Origin of the sequence: Caballeronia grimmiae, from assembly GCF_022879615.1 — a bacterium.
Taxonomy (GTDB): Bacteria; Pseudomonadota; Gammaproteobacteria; order Burkholderiales; family Burkholderiaceae; genus Caballeronia; species Caballeronia grimmiae.
In genome coordinates this window covers 385,408-404,303 of record NZ_CP084271.1, presented here as the reverse complement: position 1 = coordinate 404,303, position 18,896 = coordinate 385,408, and the positions used below count along the sequence as shown (strand labels likewise).

General features: G+C 64.0%; 18 protein-coding genes. 11 read left to right on the top strand and 7 right to left on the bottom strand.

Annotation, left to right across the window (positions count from 1 at the left end; translation table 11 throughout):
* Positions 1-56: 56 nt before the first annotated feature.
* The 4 genes from LDZ21_RS02000 to LDZ21_RS01985 form a co-directional block, all read right to left on the bottom strand.
* Positions 57-653, bottom strand: a complete 597-nt coding sequence (locus LDZ21_RS02000; RefSeq protein WP_035970309.1) for an FMN-dependent NADH-azoreductase — start codon at positions 651-653, stop codon at positions 57-59.
* A 129-nt stretch (positions 654-782) separates the two neighbouring features.
* Positions 783-2,582, bottom strand: coding sequence for a M61 family metallopeptidase (locus LDZ21_RS01995; RefSeq protein WP_244794743.1), 1,800 nt, complete (start codon positions 2,580-2,582; stop codon positions 783-785).
* A gap of 128 nt (positions 2,583-2,710) precedes the next feature.
* A complete protein-coding gene (locus tag LDZ21_RS01990; RefSeq protein ID WP_035970312.1) occupies positions 2,711-3,442 on the bottom strand; it encodes a DsbC family protein in 732 nt (243 codons plus the stop codon).
* Positions 3,443-3,505: 63 nt separating this feature from the next.
* Entirely contained in the window at positions 3,506-4,678 is a 1,173-nt protein-coding gene (locus LDZ21_RS01985; RefSeq protein ID WP_244793945.1) for a UbiH/UbiF family hydroxylase, read from the bottom strand.
* A 200-nt stretch (positions 4,679-4,878) separates the two neighbouring features.
* On the opposite strand from LDZ21_RS01985, the gene ychF reads away from it, so the two are divergent.
* The 4 genes from ychF to LDZ21_RS01965 all read left to right on the top strand — a co-directional run bounded on the left by ychF (position 4,879) and on the right by LDZ21_RS01965 (position 9,532).
* Positions 4,879-5,973 (top strand): redox-regulated ATPase YchF, encoded by a 1,095-nt coding sequence (gene ychF / locus LDZ21_RS01980; RefSeq protein ID WP_035970320.1) that lies wholly within the window; start codon positions 4,879-4,881, stop codon positions 5,971-5,973.
* 141 nt (positions 5,974-6,114) lie between these two features.
* Positions 6,115-6,426, top strand: a complete 312-nt coding sequence (locus LDZ21_RS01975) for a DUF3761 domain-containing protein (RefSeq protein WP_244793944.1) — start codon at positions 6,115-6,117, stop codon at positions 6,424-6,426.
* A gap of 170 nt (positions 6,427-6,596) precedes the next feature.
* A complete protein-coding gene (gene ettA, locus LDZ21_RS01970; protein ID WP_244793943.1) occupies positions 6,597-8,264 on the top strand; it encodes an energy-dependent translational throttle protein EttA in 1,668 nt (555 codons plus the stop codon).
* Positions 8,265-8,404: 140 nt separating this feature from the next.
* Positions 8,405-9,532 (top strand): DUF748 domain-containing protein, encoded by a 1,128-nt coding sequence (locus LDZ21_RS01965; protein ID WP_244794742.1) that lies wholly within the window; start codon positions 8,405-8,407, stop codon positions 9,530-9,532.
* Positions 9,533-9,554: 22 nt separating this feature from the next.
* Here LDZ21_RS01965 and LDZ21_RS01960 read toward each other — a convergent pair whose 3' ends face one another.
* Genes LDZ21_RS01960 through LDZ21_RS01950 form a run of 3 tightly spaced genes read right to left on the bottom strand, consistent with a single transcriptional unit; the run spans position 9,555 to position 12,354 of the window.
* Positions 9,555-10,178, bottom strand: a complete 624-nt coding sequence (locus tag LDZ21_RS01960) for an HAD family hydrolase (protein ID WP_244793942.1) — start codon at positions 10,176-10,178, stop codon at positions 9,555-9,557.
* A 25-nt stretch (positions 10,179-10,203) separates the two neighbouring features.
* Positions 10,204-12,033 carry an aminopeptidase P family protein gene (locus LDZ21_RS01955; protein ID WP_244793941.1) on the bottom strand — a complete coding sequence of 610 codons (1,830 nt, stop codon included), beginning with the start codon at positions 12,031-12,033 and terminating at the stop codon, positions 10,204-10,206.
* A gap of 48 nt (positions 12,034-12,081) precedes the next feature.
* Positions 12,082-12,354, bottom strand: a complete 273-nt coding sequence (locus tag LDZ21_RS01950; RefSeq protein WP_035970180.1) for a hypothetical protein — start codon at positions 12,352-12,354, stop codon at positions 12,082-12,084.
* A 304-nt stretch (positions 12,355-12,658) separates the two neighbouring features.
* Here LDZ21_RS01950 and LDZ21_RS01945 point away from each other — a divergent pair, with 304 nt between their 5' ends.
* From LDZ21_RS01945 to LDZ21_RS01915, 7 genes are all read left to right on the top strand, one after another.
* Entirely contained in the window at positions 12,659-13,471 is an 813-nt protein-coding gene (locus tag LDZ21_RS01945; protein ID WP_244793940.1) for a glycosyltransferase family 2 protein, read from the top strand.
* A gap of 169 nt (positions 13,472-13,640) precedes the next feature.
* On the top strand, positions 13,641-14,936 hold the full coding sequence (hemA, locus tag LDZ21_RS01940; RefSeq protein ID WP_244793939.1) for a glutamyl-tRNA reductase: 1,296 nt from the start codon (positions 13,641-13,643) through the stop codon (positions 14,934-14,936).
* Between the two features lie 96 nt (positions 14,937-15,032).
* Positions 15,033-16,115 (top strand): peptide chain release factor 1, encoded by a 1,083-nt coding sequence (gene prfA / locus LDZ21_RS01935; RefSeq protein ID WP_244793938.1) that lies wholly within the window; start codon positions 15,033-15,035, stop codon positions 16,113-16,115.
* Positions 16,112-16,939 (top strand): peptide chain release factor N(5)-glutamine methyltransferase, encoded by an 828-nt coding sequence (prmC, locus tag LDZ21_RS01930; RefSeq protein WP_244793937.1) that lies wholly within the window; start codon positions 16,112-16,114, stop codon positions 16,937-16,939. Before prfA ends, prmC begins: the two co-directional genes overlap by 4 nt.
* Before the next feature lie 80 nt (positions 16,940-17,019).
* A complete protein-coding gene (gene grxD / locus LDZ21_RS01925) occupies positions 17,020-17,331 on the top strand; it encodes a Grx4 family monothiol glutaredoxin (RefSeq protein ID WP_035970186.1) in 312 nt (103 codons plus the stop codon).
* Between the two features lie 22 nt (positions 17,332-17,353).
* Positions 17,354-17,953 carry a UbiX family flavin prenyltransferase gene (locus LDZ21_RS01920; RefSeq protein ID WP_244793936.1) on the top strand — a complete coding sequence of 200 codons (600 nt, stop codon included), beginning with the start codon at positions 17,354-17,356 and terminating at the stop codon, positions 17,951-17,953.
* Between the two features lie 97 nt (positions 17,954-18,050).
* Positions 18,051-18,836 (top strand): DODA-type extradiol aromatic ring-opening family dioxygenase, encoded by a 786-nt coding sequence (locus tag LDZ21_RS01915; protein WP_244793935.1) that lies wholly within the window; start codon positions 18,051-18,053, stop codon positions 18,834-18,836.
* Positions 18,837-18,896 lie beyond the last annotated feature (60 nt).

Genomic DNA, 18,896 nt, shown 5'->3' with positions numbered 1-18,896 from the left:
AACCCGCTGCGATCGCGAGACCCAGCGGGTTTTTCATGCACCGGCGTATCGCCGGCTTACAGCGCCGCGATTGCCTCGCGTGCTTGCGCCAACGCCGCGCCAGCCGCATCCGCGCCCATGTTCAGGCCTTCCGCGTAGATGAAGTTCACATCGGTCATGCCGAGGAAGCCGAGGAACGATTGCAGATACGGCGTCTGCGAGTCGTGCGGCGTGCCGACATACTTGCCGCCGCGCGCCGACACCACGAACACCTTCTTGCCCTTTACGAGCCCTTCCGGACCATTCGCGGTGTAGCGGAACGTGATGCCCGCACGCGCGACCTGGTCGAAATACGCCTTCAGTTGCGACGAAATGCCGAAGTTGTACAGCGGCGCCGCGATCACGACGATATCCGCTGCTTGCAACTCCGCGATCAGCGCGTCGCTCTTCGCGGCGATCGCCGCCTGCTCGGCGCTGCGCTGATCGGCGGGCGTGAAGAACGCGCCGAGCGTCGCATCGTCGAGGTGCGGGAGATTGTCCGCGAGCAGATTGCGGACGACGACCTTCGCGCCCGGATTGCTTTGTTGCAGCTTTGCGGTTAGTTCGTCGGCGAGCAGCGTCGACTGAGCGCCTTGCGAACGAGCAGCGGAGTTGATTTGCAGAATCGTCGTCATGATGTCTTCCTTCCTGTATGGGTCCGGGCACCGGAAGCGCCCGCGTCAGGAAGCATTCTCAGTTTTTCGACATCCGCGAAAAAGCCGCGCGACCGTGAAGGATCGTTGCACCGGTAGAACAATCGGCGTTCAGCCCCGGAGCCAGCGCTCGCGCCATTGCTTCGAAGGACCGCGCCCGTCCATCGCGGTCAGCACGTAACGCGACACCTCCGGCGCGTCGAGCCGCAGCTCCGCGCGACGCAGTTCATCGCGTCTGAACGCATGGATTCCGACCTTCGCGCCCGGCAGATAACGCGACAGCAGCGCATCCAGATTCGATCCGGTGACGCGCAGGCCATCGATCGCCACCAGCACGTCGCCCGCCGACAGCCCGGCTTTTTGCGCCGCGCCGCCATCGTGGACGACCGCGACCGTGCAGTCCGCCCCGCCCCGCACACGCGCGCCGAGCGACGGCTTGCCGGCCGTGCCGTTGGTCGCCATGTCGGGCGCAAGCGCGATGCCGAACGGCTCCAGCAGCGCATCGAGCGGCAGATCGCGAGTGCCGCGCACGCCGTCGCGAAACAGCGTGCGCAAATCGGCGCCGGTCGCTTCGGCGAAGAGCGCTTCGACGTCTTCCTCGCGGATGCCGCGCGCCTTGCCGTTGTAGAAATCGCGGCCGTAACGTTGCCACAGCAGGCGCATTACGTCGTCGAGCGATTTCCGGTTGCCGGTCTGCGCGCGAATCGAGAGATCGAATGCGAGCCCGATCAGCGATCCCTTCTGGTAATAGCTGACGATCGCGTTCGGCGCGTTTTCGTCGGCGCGGTAGTACTTGACCCACGCATCGAAGGAACTCTGCGCGACGGATTGCTTCAATCGCCCGCTGCTGCGCATCACGCCGCCGATGGTCTTGCCGAGCAGCGAGAAGTAGTCGCTGGCGCTGATGAGCCCGCTGCGCACGAGCATCAGATCGTCGTAATAGGACGTGAAGCCTTCGAAGAGCCACAGCAGCGACGTGTAGTTCTCCTGCGACAGGTCGTACGGCGCGAACGCCGCCGGCTTGATGCGCTTCACGTTCCACGTATGAAAGTATTCGTGGCTGCACAAACCGAGATACGTGCGATATCCGTCGCTCATTTCAGGGCGGCCCTGCACCGGCAGATCGCCGCGATTGCAGATCAGCGCCGTCGATGCGCGATGCTCCAGCCCGCCGTAGCCGTCGGCGACGGCGACCGTCATGAACACGTAGCGGTCCATCGGCGCTTTCTTCGTGCGCGGTTCGAACAGCGCGATTTGCGCTTCGCAGACGCGCTTCAGATCGACGGCGAGCCGCTGCATGTCCAGTCCGATGACGCGTCCCGCGATCACGATGTCATGCTTCACGCCATGCGCCGTGAATCCGCCAAGCGCGAATTCGCCCAGCGTGACGGGGTGATCGACGAGTTCGTCGTAGTTCGCCGCCTCGTAGCTGCCGAAGCCGTACCGCTTCGTTCCGCGCGATTCGCCGAGCGCCGTCGCGACGCGCCAGTTGCGAAGCGCGCCGCCGGCGGGCGGCTGGATATCCACGATACAAGGCGCCGCCGACTGCCCTTCCACCGCGAGGAACACGCTCGTGCCGTTGAAGAAGCCGATGGTGTCATCCAGATGCGCAGCGCGCACGGACAGGTCCCACGCATAGACCTCGTAGCGCAGCGTAATCGGGCCGTCGTGCGGCGCGGCCTGCCAGGCATGTTTGTCGATCTTCTCGATCGCGATGCGCCGGCCCGCCGCGTTGAACGCCTGCAGCGTCACGATGTTGCGCGCGAATTCACGGATCATGTAGCTGCCCGGAATCCACACCGGCAACAGGAAGCGCTGACCGGCCGGGTCCGGCTCGGCAACGGTGAGCGTCACTTCGAAAATGTGCGCGGCCGGGTTCTTCGGAACGATGCTGTAGCGCACCGGTTGCATCGGGGAATTCATCGCGTAGTCCTTGTTCTTTTTTTGGGCTGCAACACGCGCGTGCGCAATTGCACGCAATGGCAGGCCGAAAAACCAAAGGAGGCGCGCGCGCCTCCTTCCCGTCGATTACACCGGCTTCAGCGTACCGCCGACAATGCCTTTTCCAGTTGATCCGCAGGCACCGCGCCCGGCAGACGGCGGCCATCGGCGAGAAACACGGTCGGCGTGCCGGTGACGTTCATCGAGCGGCCGAGTTTGAGGTTCTTGTCGATCGCGGTGGTGTCGCAGGCGGCGGCGGTCGCCGGCGCCTTGTGGTCGAGCATCCAGCCTTCCCAGCTCATCGCGCGATCCTTCGCGCACCAGATCGATTTCGACTTGGCCGTCGAATCCGGCGACAGCACCGGATACAGGAACGTGTAGACGGTCACGTTATCAATCGATTTCAGCGTCGACTCGAGTTGCTTGCAGTATGGACAGTTCGGGTCCGAGAACACGGCGATCTTGCGGCTGCCGTTGCCCTTCACGACCTTCACCGCGTTCTCGAACGGCAGCTTCGCGAAATCGATCTTGTTGGTTTCCGCGAGCCGCGCTTCGGTCAGGTTCTTGCTGTTGCGCGTATCGACGAGATCGCCGAGCAGCACGTAGTTGCCGCCTGCATCGCTATAAATGATCTGCGAACCGAGGTTGACTTCGTACAGCCCGGCAATGGGCGTTTTCTCGATGCTCTTGATGGTCGCATCGCCCATGCGCGATTCGAGCGTCGATTTGAGCTTGTCGGTGGTCTGATCGGCCTGCGCCGAACAGCCGAGGCCGAGCGTCACGGCCAGTGTCGTGACCGTGGCGAGACTCAGGCGAAGAGTGGTTTTCATGCCGTTTTCCGTAGATGCGGGGCGACGCCGCCAGGCGCGCCCCGCTGTATGTGAGTTGACCGCTTAACCAAGCGCCGCCGACACGAGCCAGCGCTTGGCAAGCGGCTGCGCCCCGACGAACGCCATGCCCGTGTTGCGGATCGCGCGGGCCAGTGTGCCGGGCGCGGAGAAGAGCCGCTGCATGCCGTCCGTCACGACCATCAGCTTCTGGATGTCTTCGCGGCGCGCGCGTTCGTAGCGGCGCAGCAGGATCGGATCGCCGAGATCGCGGAACGCTTCCTTGTTCACGATGACATCCGCGAGCGCGGCGACATCGCGCAGGCCGAGATTCATGCCCTGGCCGCAAAGCGGATGAATCAGATGCGCGGCATCCCCGACGAGCGCGACGCGCGGCGCAACCAGCCGGTCGACCGTCTGCAGCCCGAGCGGAAAGCCCTGCGCGGGCGTCACGCATTCGAGCGCGCCGAGCGTGCGTTGCGATGCTTCCTCGACCTTCGCGGCAAGCTGCGCCGGATCGAGCGCGATGAGTTCGTCCGCATGCTGCGTGCGCGCCGACCAGACGAGCGACACGTGATCGCCCGGCAGCGGCAACAGCGCGATGATTTCGGTATCGCGGAACCATTGATACGCGGTTTCACCGTGCGGCCGTTCCGCCTTGAAGTTGGCGACGACACCCGTCTGCCGGTAATCGCGGCGCTCCATCTTCGCGCCCATCTGCGCCCGCACCCAGGAATGCGCGCCGTCCGCGCCGACGATCAGATCCGTCTGCAACGTCTCGCCGCTCGAAAGCGTGACGAAAGCCGCGTCTTCTTCGACGGTCATGCCTTGCGCGCGTGCTTCGAACCACGAAAGACTTGGCTGGAAACGCAAGGCGGCGTCGAGCGCCTGCTCGATCAACGTCGATTCGACGATCCACGCAAGCTGCGGCACCGATGCCTGGAAGGCGGAGAAATGCAGCTCCGCGTGAGCATCGCCGAACACGCGCATGTCGAAGACCGGACCGAGCCGCGAGCGATCCAGCGCCTGCCAGACGCGCAGCCGCTCGAGCAAGGTCTGCGAACTGGACGACAGCGCGTAGATGCGCGAATCGAAGATGGCGCCGGGCGGCAAGCCCGCTGCTTGCGGCGCGAGCAGCGCGGTGCGCAGGCCGGACTGGGCGAGCGCGAGTGCAGCCGTCTTGCCGACGAGCCCGCCGCCGACGACGACCGCGTGAAAGGTCAAGGGATGCGAAGTCATGTGGGGCATTATAGCCGCGAGGGTTGCGGGGGTTTTGGCGCTGGTCGGGCGCGGAAACGTTGATGCCGCGCGGCGTTACAATGTCGGTTTGCCCGGCTGCGGATGCGGCCCCGGCGCTGGCGCGCAATGCTGGCCGCCTCGCGAGCATCGATTGACGAATGCGCGCGACGAAGCGCCGTCTCACCAGTTCGAAGGATTCCATGAGCCTCCAATGCGGCATCGTCGGCTTGCCTAACGTCGGCAAGTCCACTCTTTTCAATGCGTTGACCAAGGCGGGTATCGCCGCCGAGAACTATCCGTTCTGCACGATCGAGCCGAATGTCGGCGTCGTCGAAGTGCCGGACGCGCGTCTTACGGCGCTGGCTGAAATCGTGAAGCCGGAGCGCATCCTGCCGGCGGTCGTCGAGTTCGTCGATATCGCGGGGCTGGTCGCCGGCGCGAGCAAGGGCGAAGGCCTCGGCAATCAGTTTCTCGCGAACATCCGCGAGACGGATGCCATCACGCACGTCGTGCGCTGCTTCGAAGACGAGAACGTGATTCACGTCGCGGGCAAGATCGATCCGATCGCGGATATCGAAGTCATCAACACGGAACTGGCGCTGGCCGATCTGGCGACGGTCGAGAAGGCGCTTACGCGTTACTCGAAGGCGGCGAAGTCGGGCAACGACAAGGAAGCGGCGAAGCTCGTCGCGGTGCTCGAGAAGGTGCGCGCGCAGCTCGATCAGGCGAAGCCGGTACGCGGCCTCGGTCTGAACGACGACGAACAGGCGCTCATCAAGCCGTTCTGCCTGATCACCTCGAAGCCGACGATGTACGTCGCGAACGTGAAGGAAGACGGCTTCGAGAACAATCCGTATCTGGACGCGGTGCGCAAGCATGCGGAGGCCGAGAATGCGCCGGTGGTCGCGGTGTGCGCGGCGATCGAGGCCGAAATCGCCGATCTCGACGACGCCGACAAGCAGGACTTCCTCGCCGACATGGGCATGACGGAGCCGGGGCTGAATCGCGTGATTCGCGCGGGTTTCAAGCTGCTTGGGCTGCAGACGTACTTCACGGCGGGCGTGAAGGAAGTGCGCGCGTGGACCATTCATGTGGGCGACACGGCGCCGCAGGCTGCCGGCGCGATCCATACGGACTTCGAACGCGGCTTCATTCGCGCGCAGACGATTGCCTTCGATGACTTCGTCGCGTACAAGGGCGAACAAGGCGCGAAGGAAGCCGGGAAGATGCGGGCGGAAGGAAAGGAATATGTGGTGCAGGACGGCGATGTGATGAATTTCTTGTTCAACGTCTAAGCGGCGCGACAAGACAAGTCAAAGACTGTCAAAGCGGTTGATTCGAAAAGCGGAGTGCCTGAAAAATGGCACTCCGCTTTTTTTTCATGGGCGGCGCATGGCGAAATATCGCCGATAAGAACTATCAGAGGCCAAGAGAAAATGAAGAGACATAGAAAGATCCGCACCTTCCTGCTCGGTTGCGCACTCGCGCTGACGGCCAGCGTTTTGCCCTACGCGCCGGCCCACGCCTATTACAACGGCAACTACCAGCAGCAACCCGACGAATCCGACCTCGACAATCACGGCCACTACAAAAACCGCGACGGCAACATCATCCATTCCCCCGCCCGCTCCCGCTCCGGCACCGTCCCCGAAGGCGCGAGCGCACAATGCCGCGACGGCACCTACAGCTTCAGCCGCCACCACAGCGGCACGTGCTCGCGACACGGCGGCGTCGCCGCATGGCAATAGCGCGGGCGATAACCCGGCGCAAGCCCGAAGTACAATGACACGCAACCCCGCTGCGCCCCGAAAGCGCGGCGGGCACGCGCATCATCGCGCGCAGACGAATTCATCGAACGCCGGCTCACGCGCCGCCCGCGCACGGCGTTCGCATCTTCAAACGATCACAGACAATCCACATGGCCCAATACGTCTTCACCATGAACCGCGTCGGCAAGATCGTGCCGCCGAAGCGTCAGATCCTGAAAGACATCTCGCTCTCCTTCTTCCCCGGCGCGAAAATCGGCCTGCTCGGGCTGAACGGCTCCGGCAAGTCGACGCTCATCCGCATCATGGCGGGCGTCGATAAGGACATCGAAGGCGAAGCGCAGCCGATGCCGAACCTCAACATCGGCTATCTGCCGCAGGAGCCGCAACTCGATCCGCAGCAGACCGTGCGTCAGGCCGTCGAAGAAGGTCTCGGCGATGTATTCCAGGCGCAAAAGAAGCTCGACGAAATCTACGCCGCCTACGCCGAACCCGACGCCGACTTCGACAAGCTCGCCGCCGATCAGGCGAAATACGAAGCCATCCTCGCGACGAGCGACGGCGGCAGCCCCGAGCAACAACTCGAAGTCGCCGCCGACGCGCTGCGCCTGCCCGCGTGGGACGCGAAAATCGAGCATCTGTCGGGCGGCGAAAAGCGCCGTGTCGCGCTTTGCAAGCTGCTGCTGCAAAAGCCCGACATGCTGCTGCTCGACGAACCGACCAACCACCTCGATGCCGAATCCGTCGAATGGCTCGAGCAGTTCCTGACGCGTTATCCCGGCACCGTCGTCGCCGTCACGCACGATCGCTACTTCCTCGACAACGCCGCCGAGTGGATTCTCGAACTCGACCGCGGCCACGGCATTCCGTGGAAGGGCAATTATTCGAGCTGGCTCGACCAGAAGGAAGACCGCCTCAAGCAGGAAGAAGCGAGCGAATCCGCGCGTCAGAAAGCCATCAAGAAAGAACTCGAATGGGTGCGCCAGAATCCGAAGGGACGTCAGGCGAAATCGAAGGCGCGTATCGCACGCTTCGAGGAACTGAACAGCCAGGAATATCAGAAGCGCAACGAAACGCAGGAAATCTTCATTCCGGTCGGCGATCGGCTCGGCAATGAAGTCATCGAGTTCAAGAACGTCAGCAAGGCGTATGGCGATCGGCTGCTGATCGACAACCTCAGCATGAAGATTCCGGCCGGCGCGATCGTCGGCATCATCGGGCCGAACGGCGCGGGCAAGTCCACGCTCTTCCGCATGCTGACCGGCAAGGAGCAGCCGGATTCGGGCGAGATCATCCAGGGCCCGACGGTCAAGCTCGCCTATGTCGATCAAAGCCGCGACGCGCTCGCCGCCGACAAAACCGTCTTCGAGGAAATCTCCGGCGGCGCCGATGTGCTCACGGTCGGCAAGTACGAAACGCCGTCGCGCGCCTACATCGGCCGATTCAACTTCAAGGGCAGCGACCAGCAGAAGCTCGTCGGCAATCTGTCGGGCGGCGAACGCGGGCGTCTGCATCTCGCGAAGACGCTGATCGCGGGCGGCAACGTGCTGCTGCTCGACGAACCGTCGAACGATCTCGACGTCGAAACGCTGCGCGCGCTCGAAGACGCACTGCTCGAATTCGCCGGCTCGGTGATGGTCATTTCGCACGATCGCTGGTTCCTCGACCGGATCGCGACGCACATCCTCGCGTTCGAAGGCGAATCGCACGTCGAATTCTTCGACGGCAATTACCAGGAATACGAGGCTGACAAGCGCAAGCGCCTCGGCGAAGAAGGTGCGAAACCCAAGCGCCTGCGTTACAAGCCGATCACGCGCTGACCGGCGCCGGAAGCGCGCTCAATGCGGGCGCGCGCACCGACATCATCAACAAAAATGGCGACTGTCTCGGGCACGTCGCCATTTTTGTTTGCGCGGCGGTTCTCGCAGAATCAATGAGCTTGCAAGGGGAGACGCAACACATGGCGGCATCGGACGCGCGGCGGGGAGCGCGGTGGGCAGTGGGGGTCGTCATCGCGATCGTCGTCGTGGCGATCGGCGGATGGTTCTTCGTCGCGCATCAGATGAAGGAACGCATCCGCGAGACGCTCGGGCCGAACGGTTCCGTCGACGAGATCGATGTCGGCTTCGGGCAAGTGACGCTTTCGCGCGTGCGGCTGCGCGGACCGCGCGACTGGCCCGCCGGCGACGCGTTGCGTGCGGAGCGCATCGTGCTCGATGTCGATATGCGCGCGGCGCTGTCGAATCGCGTGCATCTTCGCAATGTGAGCGTCGACAACTACTATCTGTCGATCGTGCGCGCCGCCGATGGCCGCGTGCTCATCCTCCCCGGTCTCAAGGAAACCGCGCGCGTCGCCAACGCGAAGCCCGACGACAAGGCCGTGCAGCACGCGCAGGAAGAAAAGCTGATCGACCGCGTGTCGTTCGAACGCGGCGCGATGGAGTTTTTCGACGCATCGGTGCAGCAGCAGCAGCCGTATCGCGTGCTGATCAGCGACGCACGCGCGACGATCGAGCATCTGCACCTGCCGGCGCTGACCGAACGCACGTCGCTTTCGATGACCGGCTCCATCAAAGGTCCATCGCACACGGGCACGGTTTCGTGGGGCGGCTGGATGGTCATCGCGAGCAAGGATTCACAGACGCGCGCGACCCTGCGCAGCGTCGACATCGCGACGCTCGATCCTTACCTGCTGAAGAAAGCCGGCGCGAAGGCCGCGGTGACGGGCGGCACCATCGACATGACGCTCGACGCGAGCGTGCGCGATTACCGCATTCATGCGCCGGGAGTGCTCACGCTGAATCACCTGCAAATCAGCGACGGCGCGGGTCCGCTCGACACCTTTCTGTCGATACCGACGAAAGCCGCGATCGCCGCGCTGAAGGATCGCAAGGACGAGATCAAGCTCGAATTCACGCTCGACGGCGATCTGCGCGATCCGAAGTTCTCGCTGTCGGAGAGTCTGTCGAAGAAACTCGCGGCCGGGTTCGCGAAGGCGCTCGGCGTGAGCGCGGAAGGCGTCGCGAAGGGCGCGGGCGATACGGTGCGGGGAATCGGCAACGCGCTGAAGAATCTGCTGGGGCAGTAGCGCGTCGCCGCTGGCGTGCGTGCTAGATCGGCACGTTCAGCGCGCGCAGCTTCGTTTCCGTGTCGAGCGCGCCGGTGTAGTGAACGCCGTGCCAGCCAAGAGCGGTCGCGGCTTGGGCGTTTTTCAGGTTATCGTCGATGAAGACGAGTTCATGCGGCTCCACGCCCGGCAGATGCTTCTCGATCTCGGTGCGCATCAACGCGAAAATCTGCGGATCGGGCTTGATGACGCCGACGCGCCCCGACACCACGATTTCACGGAAACGGCGCAGCACGTCGAAGCGCTCCCACGCGTAGGGGAAGGTCTCCGCTGACCAGTTCGTCAGCCCGAAAAGCGGCACGTCTGCTGCGTCCAGACGGTCGACCAGCGCAACGCCCTCCTCGAGCACGCCGGCCACCATTTCATGCCAGCGCGCGTAGAACGCGCGAATCAGCGCTTCGTGCTCCGGATACAGCGCGACGAGTTCCGCGGTGCCCTCCTCAGTGCTCTGCCCGCCGTCTTGCTGGACGACCCAATCCATCTTGCAGACGTTGTCGAGAAACCAGCGGCGCTCGGTCTCGTTCGGAATCAGTTGCCGGTAGAGATACTCCCGGTCCCAGTCGATCAGCACGCCGCCGAAATCGAATACGACTGCTTTGATGGTCATTGTTCGCCACTCCTTTCGGGGTCTGTCAGATCGCCTGCGTCCGCTTTTCCAGCCAGGCCTTCGCCGCGCCCTCGACATGCGGCGACACGCGCCGGCGCACCGTCTCGTGATACGCGTTGAGCCACGCGCGCTCCTCGCCGTTCAGCAGCGAAAGGTCGATGCAGCGCGTATCGATCGGGCACAGCGTCAGCGTTTCGAACGACAGGAAATCGCCAAACTCAGTTTTGCCGGCGCTCTGATTCATCACCAGATTTTCGATGCGGATACCCCACTTGCCCGGCCGATAAATCCCCGGCTCGATCGAGGTGATCATGCCCTCTTCCATCGCCGTCCACGGCTCGGCGGGCGCGTAGTGCGAAATGACCTGCGGGCCTTCGTGCACGTTCAGGAAATAGCCGACGCCGTGGCCCGTACCGTGACCGTAGTCCGCGCCTGCTTCCCAGATCGGCGCACGCGCGATCGAATCGAGCATCGGCGAGCGGATGCCGCGCGGGAAACGCGCGCGCGACAGCGCCATCGTTCCCTTAAGCACGATGGTGAAATCGCGCTTGTGCTCCGCCGTGATCTCGCCGACGGGAACCACACGCGTGATGTCCGTCGTGCCGCTCAGATATTGACCGCCGGAATCGATCAGCAACAACCCGTTGCCTTCGATCACCGAATGCGACGCTTCGGTCGCGCGGTAATGCGGCATCGCGCCGTTCGCGTTGAAGCCGGCGATCGTCGCGAAGCTCAGGCTCACGAAGCCCGGCCGGCGCGCCCGCGCCGCCGTGAGCTTTTCGTCGATGGTCAACTCCGTGATGCGCTCGCGGCCCAGCGCGTCTTCGAACCACGCGAAGAATTCGGCGAGCGCGGCGCCGTCCTGTTCCATCGTCGCGCGGATGTGTTCCGCTTCGGCGGGCGTCTTGCGCGACTTCTCGAATGTCGACGGATTCACCGTCTCGACAATCTTCACGCCCGACGCCACGCTTTCCAGCGAGCCATGCGTGATGCGGCGCGGATCGATCAGCAGCGTCGCGCCGGCCGGCAGCGCCCCGAGCGCCTGACGCGCGCCGGCATAAGGCGCGACGCGCACACCGTCGCGCGAAAGCGTCTCTTTCAGCGCGTCCGGCACCTTGCCATCGGCGACGAAAATCGTGGCCTCGTCCATTCCGACGAGCGCGTGCGCGACGAACACGGGGTTGTAACTGACATCGCCGCCACGCAGGTTGAAGAGCCAGGCGAGGTCGTCGAGCGTGGAGACGAAGTGCCATTGCGCGCCCTTCGCACGCATCGCCTCGCGGATTCTCGCCAGCTTGTCGGCGCGCGCGACGCTCGCGTGCGGCGCGGCGTGCTCGTAGACGGGCGCATCGGGCAGGCCGGGGCGATCGGGCCAGACCGCGTCCAGCACGTCGACATCCGTGCGCAGCGTGATGCCGCGTGCGGTCAGCGCATCGCCCAAAGCGCGCGCCGCCGCGACGCCGAGCACCGCGCCATCGACCACAACGACGCCGCCCGCCGGCACGTTCTCCGCCAGCCATTCGACGTGCGGCGCGGTCTGCTGTCCACCCATCATCTTCATCAGGACGATGCCGGTGCCGGCGAGTTGCGCCTCCGCTTGCGTCCAGTAGCGGCTATCGACCCAGACCCCCGCGAAATCCTGCGTCACGACGAGCGTGCCGACCGAACCGGTGAAGCTCGACAACCACTGACGCCCCTGCCAGCGCTCCGGCAGATATTCGGACAAGTGCGGATCGGCGGACGGGACAAGCACCGCGTCGAACCGGTCCGCAGCCAGGCGGCGGCGCAATGTCTCGACGCGCTGCGCGAAGATGGCTGCGTCGGGAGTGGCGGAGTGTGCAACGCGATCGTTCATGGATGATCTGCCTTGAATGCCGAAGAGGGATGCGATGGTGGAGGGATTTCAGCGCCGCGCCGCGAGTGCGACGGTTGCGGTCACGACGACGAGCGCGAAAAGCGTGCAGGCGAACCATTCGAGGGTATCGCCATCGTGATAAACACCGGCGACATTGCCGAACATGCGCGCAATCACGGCGGCGATCGCGCCCGCGACGATAGCGGTCCAGATGCGTCCCGCCGCGCCCTGCCCGACACGGCCCGCGCGCCGCAGCGGATGCAGCCACCAGCCCGCCGCGCCGATTACCGCGCCCAGAAAAATCATGCCGATCCAGCTCATCGGGCGCCGCTCCATTGGCTTCGATTAGGAAACGGCGCGGGGCGCCGCGTTCAAACGAACAAGTTTAGGGGGCCGGGTTTGCGATGGCAAGCGGTCCAAAACCGAATTAACCGGCTCGAACTATCTGAAAGACTTCTGGGAATATCCTAAAAGGACCGCGATAGAACGCCCGAGTGCTAAACTCGACTGCATTATCTGGTCAAGCAATTGGGCTGCTTCTTATCCATTCGCGGCCGGCAATGATCGCTTCAAAGATTGCCTGCCAGCACTTATTTCGATCGACGTTTTCCGGAAGCAGCGTACGATGAGCGAAAACAGGCTGTTATCCCTCGGCGGTCTTGAACTTATCGTGACCTACCGTGGCGCCACGCAGGAACGGCGCGACAACCTTCGCGGCGTGCTGCGCCATCTGAGCGTCACCTATACGGATTACACGGTCTATCTCATCGAGGCCGACGCGACGCCGACGTTCCACTGGTCCGGCCTCGGCGACGAGAAGATCCGCCACGTCTTCATCCATGACGACGGCCCGTTTTCCAGAGCAAGACTTTGCAATCTCGGCGCGCGCTTATGCACGGGTAAGGTTATTTGCTTTCACGATGCCGATATGATTGCGAATCCATATTATTTGACGCGTTGTGTCACGGCACTCGAAAATGGAACGAGCAGCGATGCACTGTGCCCGTTTCTACGTGTGATTAACGTTGCGAACGCGCGTCGCGAAGAATTCATTACATCTGGAAACTACGCTTTATTCGAACCGTATCTGGAAACGGAATCACCGGACGAAATGGAAGTGCTGTATCAAAATACGGCAGGCGCAATCGTGCTTTTCAAGCGCGCCGATTATATGCGCGTCGGCGGTTATGATCCGCGCTTCGTCGGCTGGGGCGGTGAAGACGACGACCTTCTGACGCGCGCCACCCGGCTCGGCGTGCGCTGGCATTCCGTCCCCGACCAGCGCGCCGCGCTTTTCCATCTCCACCATGACGCCGCTTCACGCCGCGACGCTATCGCCGGCGCCGAACGCAATCGCGAAGCCGCCGCCGAAACCGGCGCGATGCCCCTGCCCGAACTCGAAGCCCGCGCGGCCCAACTCGCTCAGTATTTCGCCTGAGAGCACGCTGCGGTCGATTGTCGCGCCTGACGAAAGCGGCTTGCCTGCAAACGCCGCCCGGCGGCGCGCGATCGCCGCCCGAATGCCACGTATAAATGAACGGATTCGTAAAACGCTATAATATTGGGCTATCTGAAAGGCCAACGGCTTAGGCCGAACGCATAATTACATGCAGCTCCTCACGATCGGAATCAATCACCACACTGCGCCTGTCGCCCTGCGCGAACGCGTGGCGTTTCCGCTCGAACAGATCAAGCCGGCCCTCTCCGCACTGAAAGACGTCTGGCTCGGCCCGAAGGTCCAGGCGCCGCCGGAAGCGGCCATCCTCTCGACCTGCAACCGCACCGAACTTTACTGCGCCACCGACGACATCGCCGCCCGCGAAGCCGCCGTCCACTGGCTCTCGCAGTACCACAATCTGCCCGTTTCCGAACTCGCGCCGCACGTCTATGCGCTGCCGCAGTCGGAAGCCGTGCGCCATGCTTTCCGCGTCGCGTCCGGGCTGGATTCGATGGTCCTCGGTGAAACGCAGATCGTCGGCCAGATGAAGGACGCCGTTCGCACCGCGTCGGAAGCAGGCGCGCTCGGCACGTATCTGAACCAGTTGTTCCAGCGCACCTTCGCCGTCGCGAAAGAAGTGCGCTCGACGACGGAAATCGGCGCGCAGTCAGTGTCGATGGCCGCCGCCGCCGTGCGCCTCGCTCAACGCATCTTCGAAAACGTGTCGAGCCAGCGCGTGCTGTTCATCGGCGCGGGCGAAATGATCGAACTTTGCGCGACGCACTTCGCCGCGCAAAATCCGCGCGAACTGGTCGTCGCGAATCGCACGGCCGAGCGCGGCGAAAAGCTCGCCGAACGCTTCAACGGCCGCGCCATTCCGCTGTCCGACCTCCCCGCGCGCATGCACGAGTTCGACATCATCGTGTCGTGCACCGCGTCGACGCTGCCGATCATCGGTCTCGGCGCGGTCGAGCGCGCGGTTAAGGCGCGGCGGCATCGTCCGATCTTCATGGTCGACCTCGCCGTGCCGCGCGACATCGAGCCGGAAGTCGGCAATCTGCAGGACGTGTTCCTCTATACCGTCGATGACCTCGGCGCGATCGTCCGCGAAGGCAACGCGTCGCGACAGGCCGCCGTCGCGCAGGCCGAGGCGATCATCGAGACGCGCGTGGCGAACTTCATGCAGTGGCTTGATGCGCGCAGCATCGTGCCGGTCATCCGCCACATGCACACGCAGGCGGACGCCTTGCGCCGCGCGGAAGTCGAACGCGCGCGCAAGCTGCTTGCGCGCGGCGACGATCCCTCCGCCGTGCTCGAAGCGCTGTCGCAATCGCTCACGAACAAGCTCATTCATGGCCCGACGCACGCGCTCAACCGTGCGAGCCGTGAAGAGCGCGACCAGCTCATCGACCTGATGAGCGGCTTCTACCGCCACGGATCGTCGTCCGAATCGTCGGACCGTTAGCGGCGTCCTCTTTGCTATTCTCAAATGCTCCGCGCGGCCCCGCGCGGCGCTTTCCGATTGCAGTCTTTCCTGGAGCGCAGGCTCCATCCCCGCCCGATGAAAACGAGCATGCAAAGCAAGCTCGACCAGCTTGCAAGACGGCAGGTCGATCTCAATGAACTGCTGAGCCGCGAAGACGTAACGTCCGATATGGACCAGTATCGCAAGCTCACGCGCGAACACGCGGAAATCAGTCCTATCGTCGATCAATACGCGCTCTGGCGACAGGCGCTCAACGACGAAGCCACCGCTCAGGAACTGCTCGCCGATCCGTCGATGCGCGATTTCGCCGAAGAGGAAATCGGCGAGGCGCGCGAGCGCATGGCGAAGATCGAAGGCGACTTGCAGACGATGCTGCTGCCGAAAGATCCGAACGACGAACGCAACATCTTCATCGAAATCCGCGCGGGCACAGGCGGCGACGAATCCGCGCTGTTCGCGGGCGACTTGCTGCGCATGTATCTGCGTTACGCGGAACGCAACCGCTGGACCGCGGAGACGATGTCCGAAAGCGTGTCCGACCTCGGCGGCTATAAAGAAGTGATCGTTCGGCTCGCAGGTCAGGGCGCGTATTCGCGGCTCAAGTTCGAATCGGGCGGGCATCGCGTGCAGCGGGTGCCGGCGACCGAAACGCAGGGGCGCATCCACACCTCCGCGTGCACCGTCGCCGTGATGCCGGAAGCCGATGAGATCAGCGAAGTCGTGATCAATCCGGCGGATTTGCGCATCGACACGTTCCGCGCATCGGGCGCGGGCGGACAGCACATCAACAAGACGGACTCGGCCGTGCGCGTGACGCACTTGCCGACGGGCATCGTCGTCGAATGTCAGGACGACCGCTCGCAGCACAAGAACAAGGATCGCGCGCTGAAGGTGCTCGCCGCGCGCATCAAGGACAAGCAGTATCACGAGCAGCACGCGAAGGAAGCCGCGACGCGCAAGAGCCTGATCGGTTCGGGCGATCGCTCCGAGCGCATTCGCACCTACAACTTCCCGCAAGGGCGCATGACGGATCACCGCATCAACCTGACGCTCTACAAGCTCGAATACATCATGGACGGCGATCTCGACGAACTGATCGGCGCGCTGGTTTCCGAGCATCAGGCGGAACTGCTCGCGGCGCTCGGGGACGCCGAGTGACGACGGTCGCGCAATTGCAGCGCGCTTCGTTGCTCCCCGCGCTGGAAACGCGCGTGCTGTTGACGCACGTGCTGGGCTGGCGTCGCACTGAACTCATCACGCGCGACGACGAGCCGCTCGATCCGCACGCGGTGCAGCGTTTCGAGGCGCTGGCGCAGCGGCGCTTGAACGGCGAGCCGATCGCGCAGCTGACCGGGAAGCGCGAGTTCTTCGGTCTGGAGTTCGAAGTGTCGCCGGACGTGCTGATTCCTCGCCCGGAAACCGAACTGCTGGTGGAAACGGCGCTGGACGCCATCGCCGGCACGCCGAACGCGCGCGTGCTCGATCTCGGCACCGGAACCGGCGCAATCGCGATTTCGATCGCCCACGCCCGGCCCGATGTCCGCGTCTGGGCCGTCGACCGCTCGCCCGCCGCACTCGACGTCGCGCGGCGCAATGCGCGCGCTCTGCTCGATCCGGCGCGCACCGTGACGTTTATCGAGAGCGACTGGACCGCCAAGCTCCATCCGTCGCTGCGCTTCGAGGCCATTGTCAGCAATCCGCCGTATATCGCCAGCAACGATCCGCATCTGACGCAAGGCGACTTGCGCTTCGAGCCGCGCGGCGCGCTCACCGATGACGCCGACGGCCTCTCGGCGATACGCGTGATCGTCGAAACCGCGCCGTTGCTGCTCGCGCCCAACGGCGTGCTGTGGATCGAGCACGGCTACGATCAGGCCGACGCCGTGCGCCGCCTGCTCACGGCGCGCGGCTTTACCGGTGTCCGGTCGATTCGCGATCTGGCGGGCATCGAGCGCACGAGCGGCGGCGCGTTCACCGCCTGAGTCCGGCGCAGAACCGCGCGGGCGAAATCCGCTATCATTTCGAGACCTGAGTCCAACCGACATTACAGCGCAGGAACGCCATGGATACGCAAGAACGCATCAAGCAGATCGTTGATCAAAACCCGGTCGTCCTTTTCATGAAAGGCACGGCGCAGTTCCCGATGTGCGGCTTTTCCGGCCGCGCCATTCAAGTGCTGAAGGCGTGCGGCGTCGATCAGATCATGACGGTCAACGTCCTCGAAGACGAAGGCATCCGTCAGGGCATCAAGGAGTTCTCCAACTGGCCGACGATTCCGCAGCTCTATGTGAAGGGCGAGTTCATCGGCGGATCGGACATCATGATGGAGATGTATCAATCGGGCGAACTCCAGCAGCTTTTCGCCGCTGCCTGAGCCGCTTGCAAGTTATCAGAACGTGAATGCGCCCGCTGCCGTGAAGCGACGGCTCATCGTCGCGATCACCGGCGCAACGGGCGCCATCTACGGCGTGCGCCTGCTCGAGACGCTGCGCCGATTGCCAGGGGTCGAGACACATCTGGTCGTCTCCGCCGCGGGCTGGCTGAACATTCAGCACGAACTCGAACTCGATAAAACCGCCGTCCACGCCCTCGCGGATGTCGTCCACAACGTGCGCGATGTCGGCGCGAGCATCGCGTCCGGGTCTTTTGCGACGGACGGCATGATCGTCGCGCCGTGTTCGATGCGCACGCTCGCGAGCATCGCGCACGGTCTCTCCGATAACCTCATCACCCGCGCCGCCGATGTCGTTCTCAAGGAGCGTCGCCGGCTGGTGCTGCTCGTGCGCGAAACGCCGTTCAACCTCGCGCATCTTCGCAACATGACGGCGGTGACCGAGATGGGCGGCGTTATCTTTCCACCCCTGCCGGCGTTCTATCACAAGCCCGCAACTATCGACGAACTGGTCGATCACACCGTCGCCCGCGTGATCGATCTGTTCGGCGTGTCGGAGCCGGTAGCGGCCGCTTGGCAGGGAATGCACGGCGAAGTCGACTGATTGGAAACAGCGCGGACACAATCCGTTGCCCGCGCTGCCGTTTATCGACGATTCGGAAAGTCGTACATTGGTAGCAACCACTTCTGGATTCGCTGCGATGACCCGACTGCCTACTCTCTTCATCTCCCACGGCGCACCGACGCTGCCGATCGACCCGTCGATGCCGTCCGCCGGTTTTGCCTCGCTCGCCGCGACGCTGCCGCGTCCGCGCGCCATTCTGATGCTGTCCGCGCACTGGAACACTGCCGAGCCGGTTGCGAGCGTCGCGGAGCGCCCCGACACGATCCACGATTTCTACGGATTCCCGCGCGCGCTCTACGAACTGCGCTATCCCGCGCCGGGCGCACCGGATATCGCGAAACGCGCCGCCGCGCTGCTCGGCGAGCACGGAATCGCCAGTTCGACAACCGACCACGGGCTGGACCACGGCGCGTGGGTGCCGCTGCTGCTGATGTTCCCCGACGCCGACGTGCCCGTCGCGCAATTGTCGATTCAGCCGCGCCTCGACGCCGCGCATCACTTCAACGTCGGGCGGGCGCTGCGCGAGTTGCGCGACGACGGCGTAATGATCGTCGGTTCCGGGCAGATCACGCACAACCTGCGCATGGCGGATTTCGGCGCGCGTCCGGAAGATGCGGACCCGCGCGTCGTCGAATTCACCGACTGGTTCGAATCGCAACTTGCCGCCCGCAATATGGACGCCCTGCTCGACTATCGCGCCCGCGCGCCGCACGCCGCGCTGATGCACCCGACGGACGAGCATCTGCTGCCGGTCTTCGGCGCGCTCGGCGCGGCATCGGATGATTATCGGCTTGGGGTTCAATCGCTCGGCACCTTCCAGCGCGCGCTCGCGATGACGAACTACGTCTTTTCGGACGCCTGATCCGGCTCGCAAAACAAAGAAGCCCGCCGGATCGCTCAGGCGGGCTTCGTTTCATCGTAG

Excerpts from the sequence above, each read along its gene's own strand:
- LDZ21_RS02000 (WP_035970309.1), bottom strand. The coding sequence starts at position 653 with ATGACGACGATTCTGCAAATCAACTCCGCTGCTCGTTCGCAAGGCGCT.
- LDZ21_RS01995 (WP_244794743.1), bottom strand. The coding sequence starts at position 2,582 with ATGCAACCGGTGCGCTACAGCATCGTTCCGAAGAACCCGGCCGCGCAC.
- LDZ21_RS01990 (WP_035970312.1), bottom strand. The coding sequence starts at position 3,442 with ATGAAAACCACTCTTCGCCTGAGTCTCGCCACGGTCACGACACTGGCC.
- LDZ21_RS01985 (WP_244793945.1), bottom strand. The coding sequence starts at position 4,678 with ATGACTTCGCATCCCTTGACCTTTCACGCGGTCGTCGTCGGCGGCGGG.
- ychF (WP_035970320.1), top strand. The coding sequence starts at position 4,879 with ATGAGCCTCCAATGCGGCATCGTCGGCTTGCCTAACGTCGGCAAGTCC.
- LDZ21_RS01975 (WP_244793944.1), top strand. The coding sequence starts at position 6,115 with ATGAAGAGACATAGAAAGATCCGCACCTTCCTGCTCGGTTGCGCACTC.
- ettA (WP_244793943.1), top strand. The coding sequence starts at position 6,597 with ATGGCCCAATACGTCTTCACCATGAACCGCGTCGGCAAGATCGTGCCG.
- LDZ21_RS01965 (WP_244794742.1), top strand. The coding sequence starts at position 8,405 with ATGGCGGCATCGGACGCGCGGCGGGGAGCGCGGTGGGCAGTGGGGGTC.
- LDZ21_RS01960 (WP_244793942.1), bottom strand. The coding sequence starts at position 10,178 with ATGACCATCAAAGCAGTCGTATTCGATTTCGGCGGCGTGCTGATCGAC.
- LDZ21_RS01955 (WP_244793941.1), bottom strand. The coding sequence starts at position 12,033 with ATGAACGATCGCGTTGCACACTCCGCCACTCCCGACGCAGCCATCTTC.
- LDZ21_RS01950 (WP_035970180.1), bottom strand. The coding sequence starts at position 12,354 with ATGAGCTGGATCGGCATGATTTTTCTGGGCGCGGTAATCGGCGCGGCG.
- LDZ21_RS01945 (WP_244793940.1), top strand. The coding sequence starts at position 12,659 with ATGAGCGAAAACAGGCTGTTATCCCTCGGCGGTCTTGAACTTATCGTG.
- hemA (WP_244793939.1), top strand. The coding sequence starts at position 13,641 with ATGCAGCTCCTCACGATCGGAATCAATCACCACACTGCGCCTGTCGCC.
- prfA (WP_244793938.1), top strand. The coding sequence starts at position 15,033 with ATGAAAACGAGCATGCAAAGCAAGCTCGACCAGCTTGCAAGACGGCAG.
- grxD (WP_035970186.1), top strand. The coding sequence starts at position 17,020 with ATGGATACGCAAGAACGCATCAAGCAGATCGTTGATCAAAACCCGGTC.
- LDZ21_RS01915 (WP_244793935.1), top strand. The coding sequence starts at position 18,051 with ATGACCCGACTGCCTACTCTCTTCATCTCCCACGGCGCACCGACGCTG.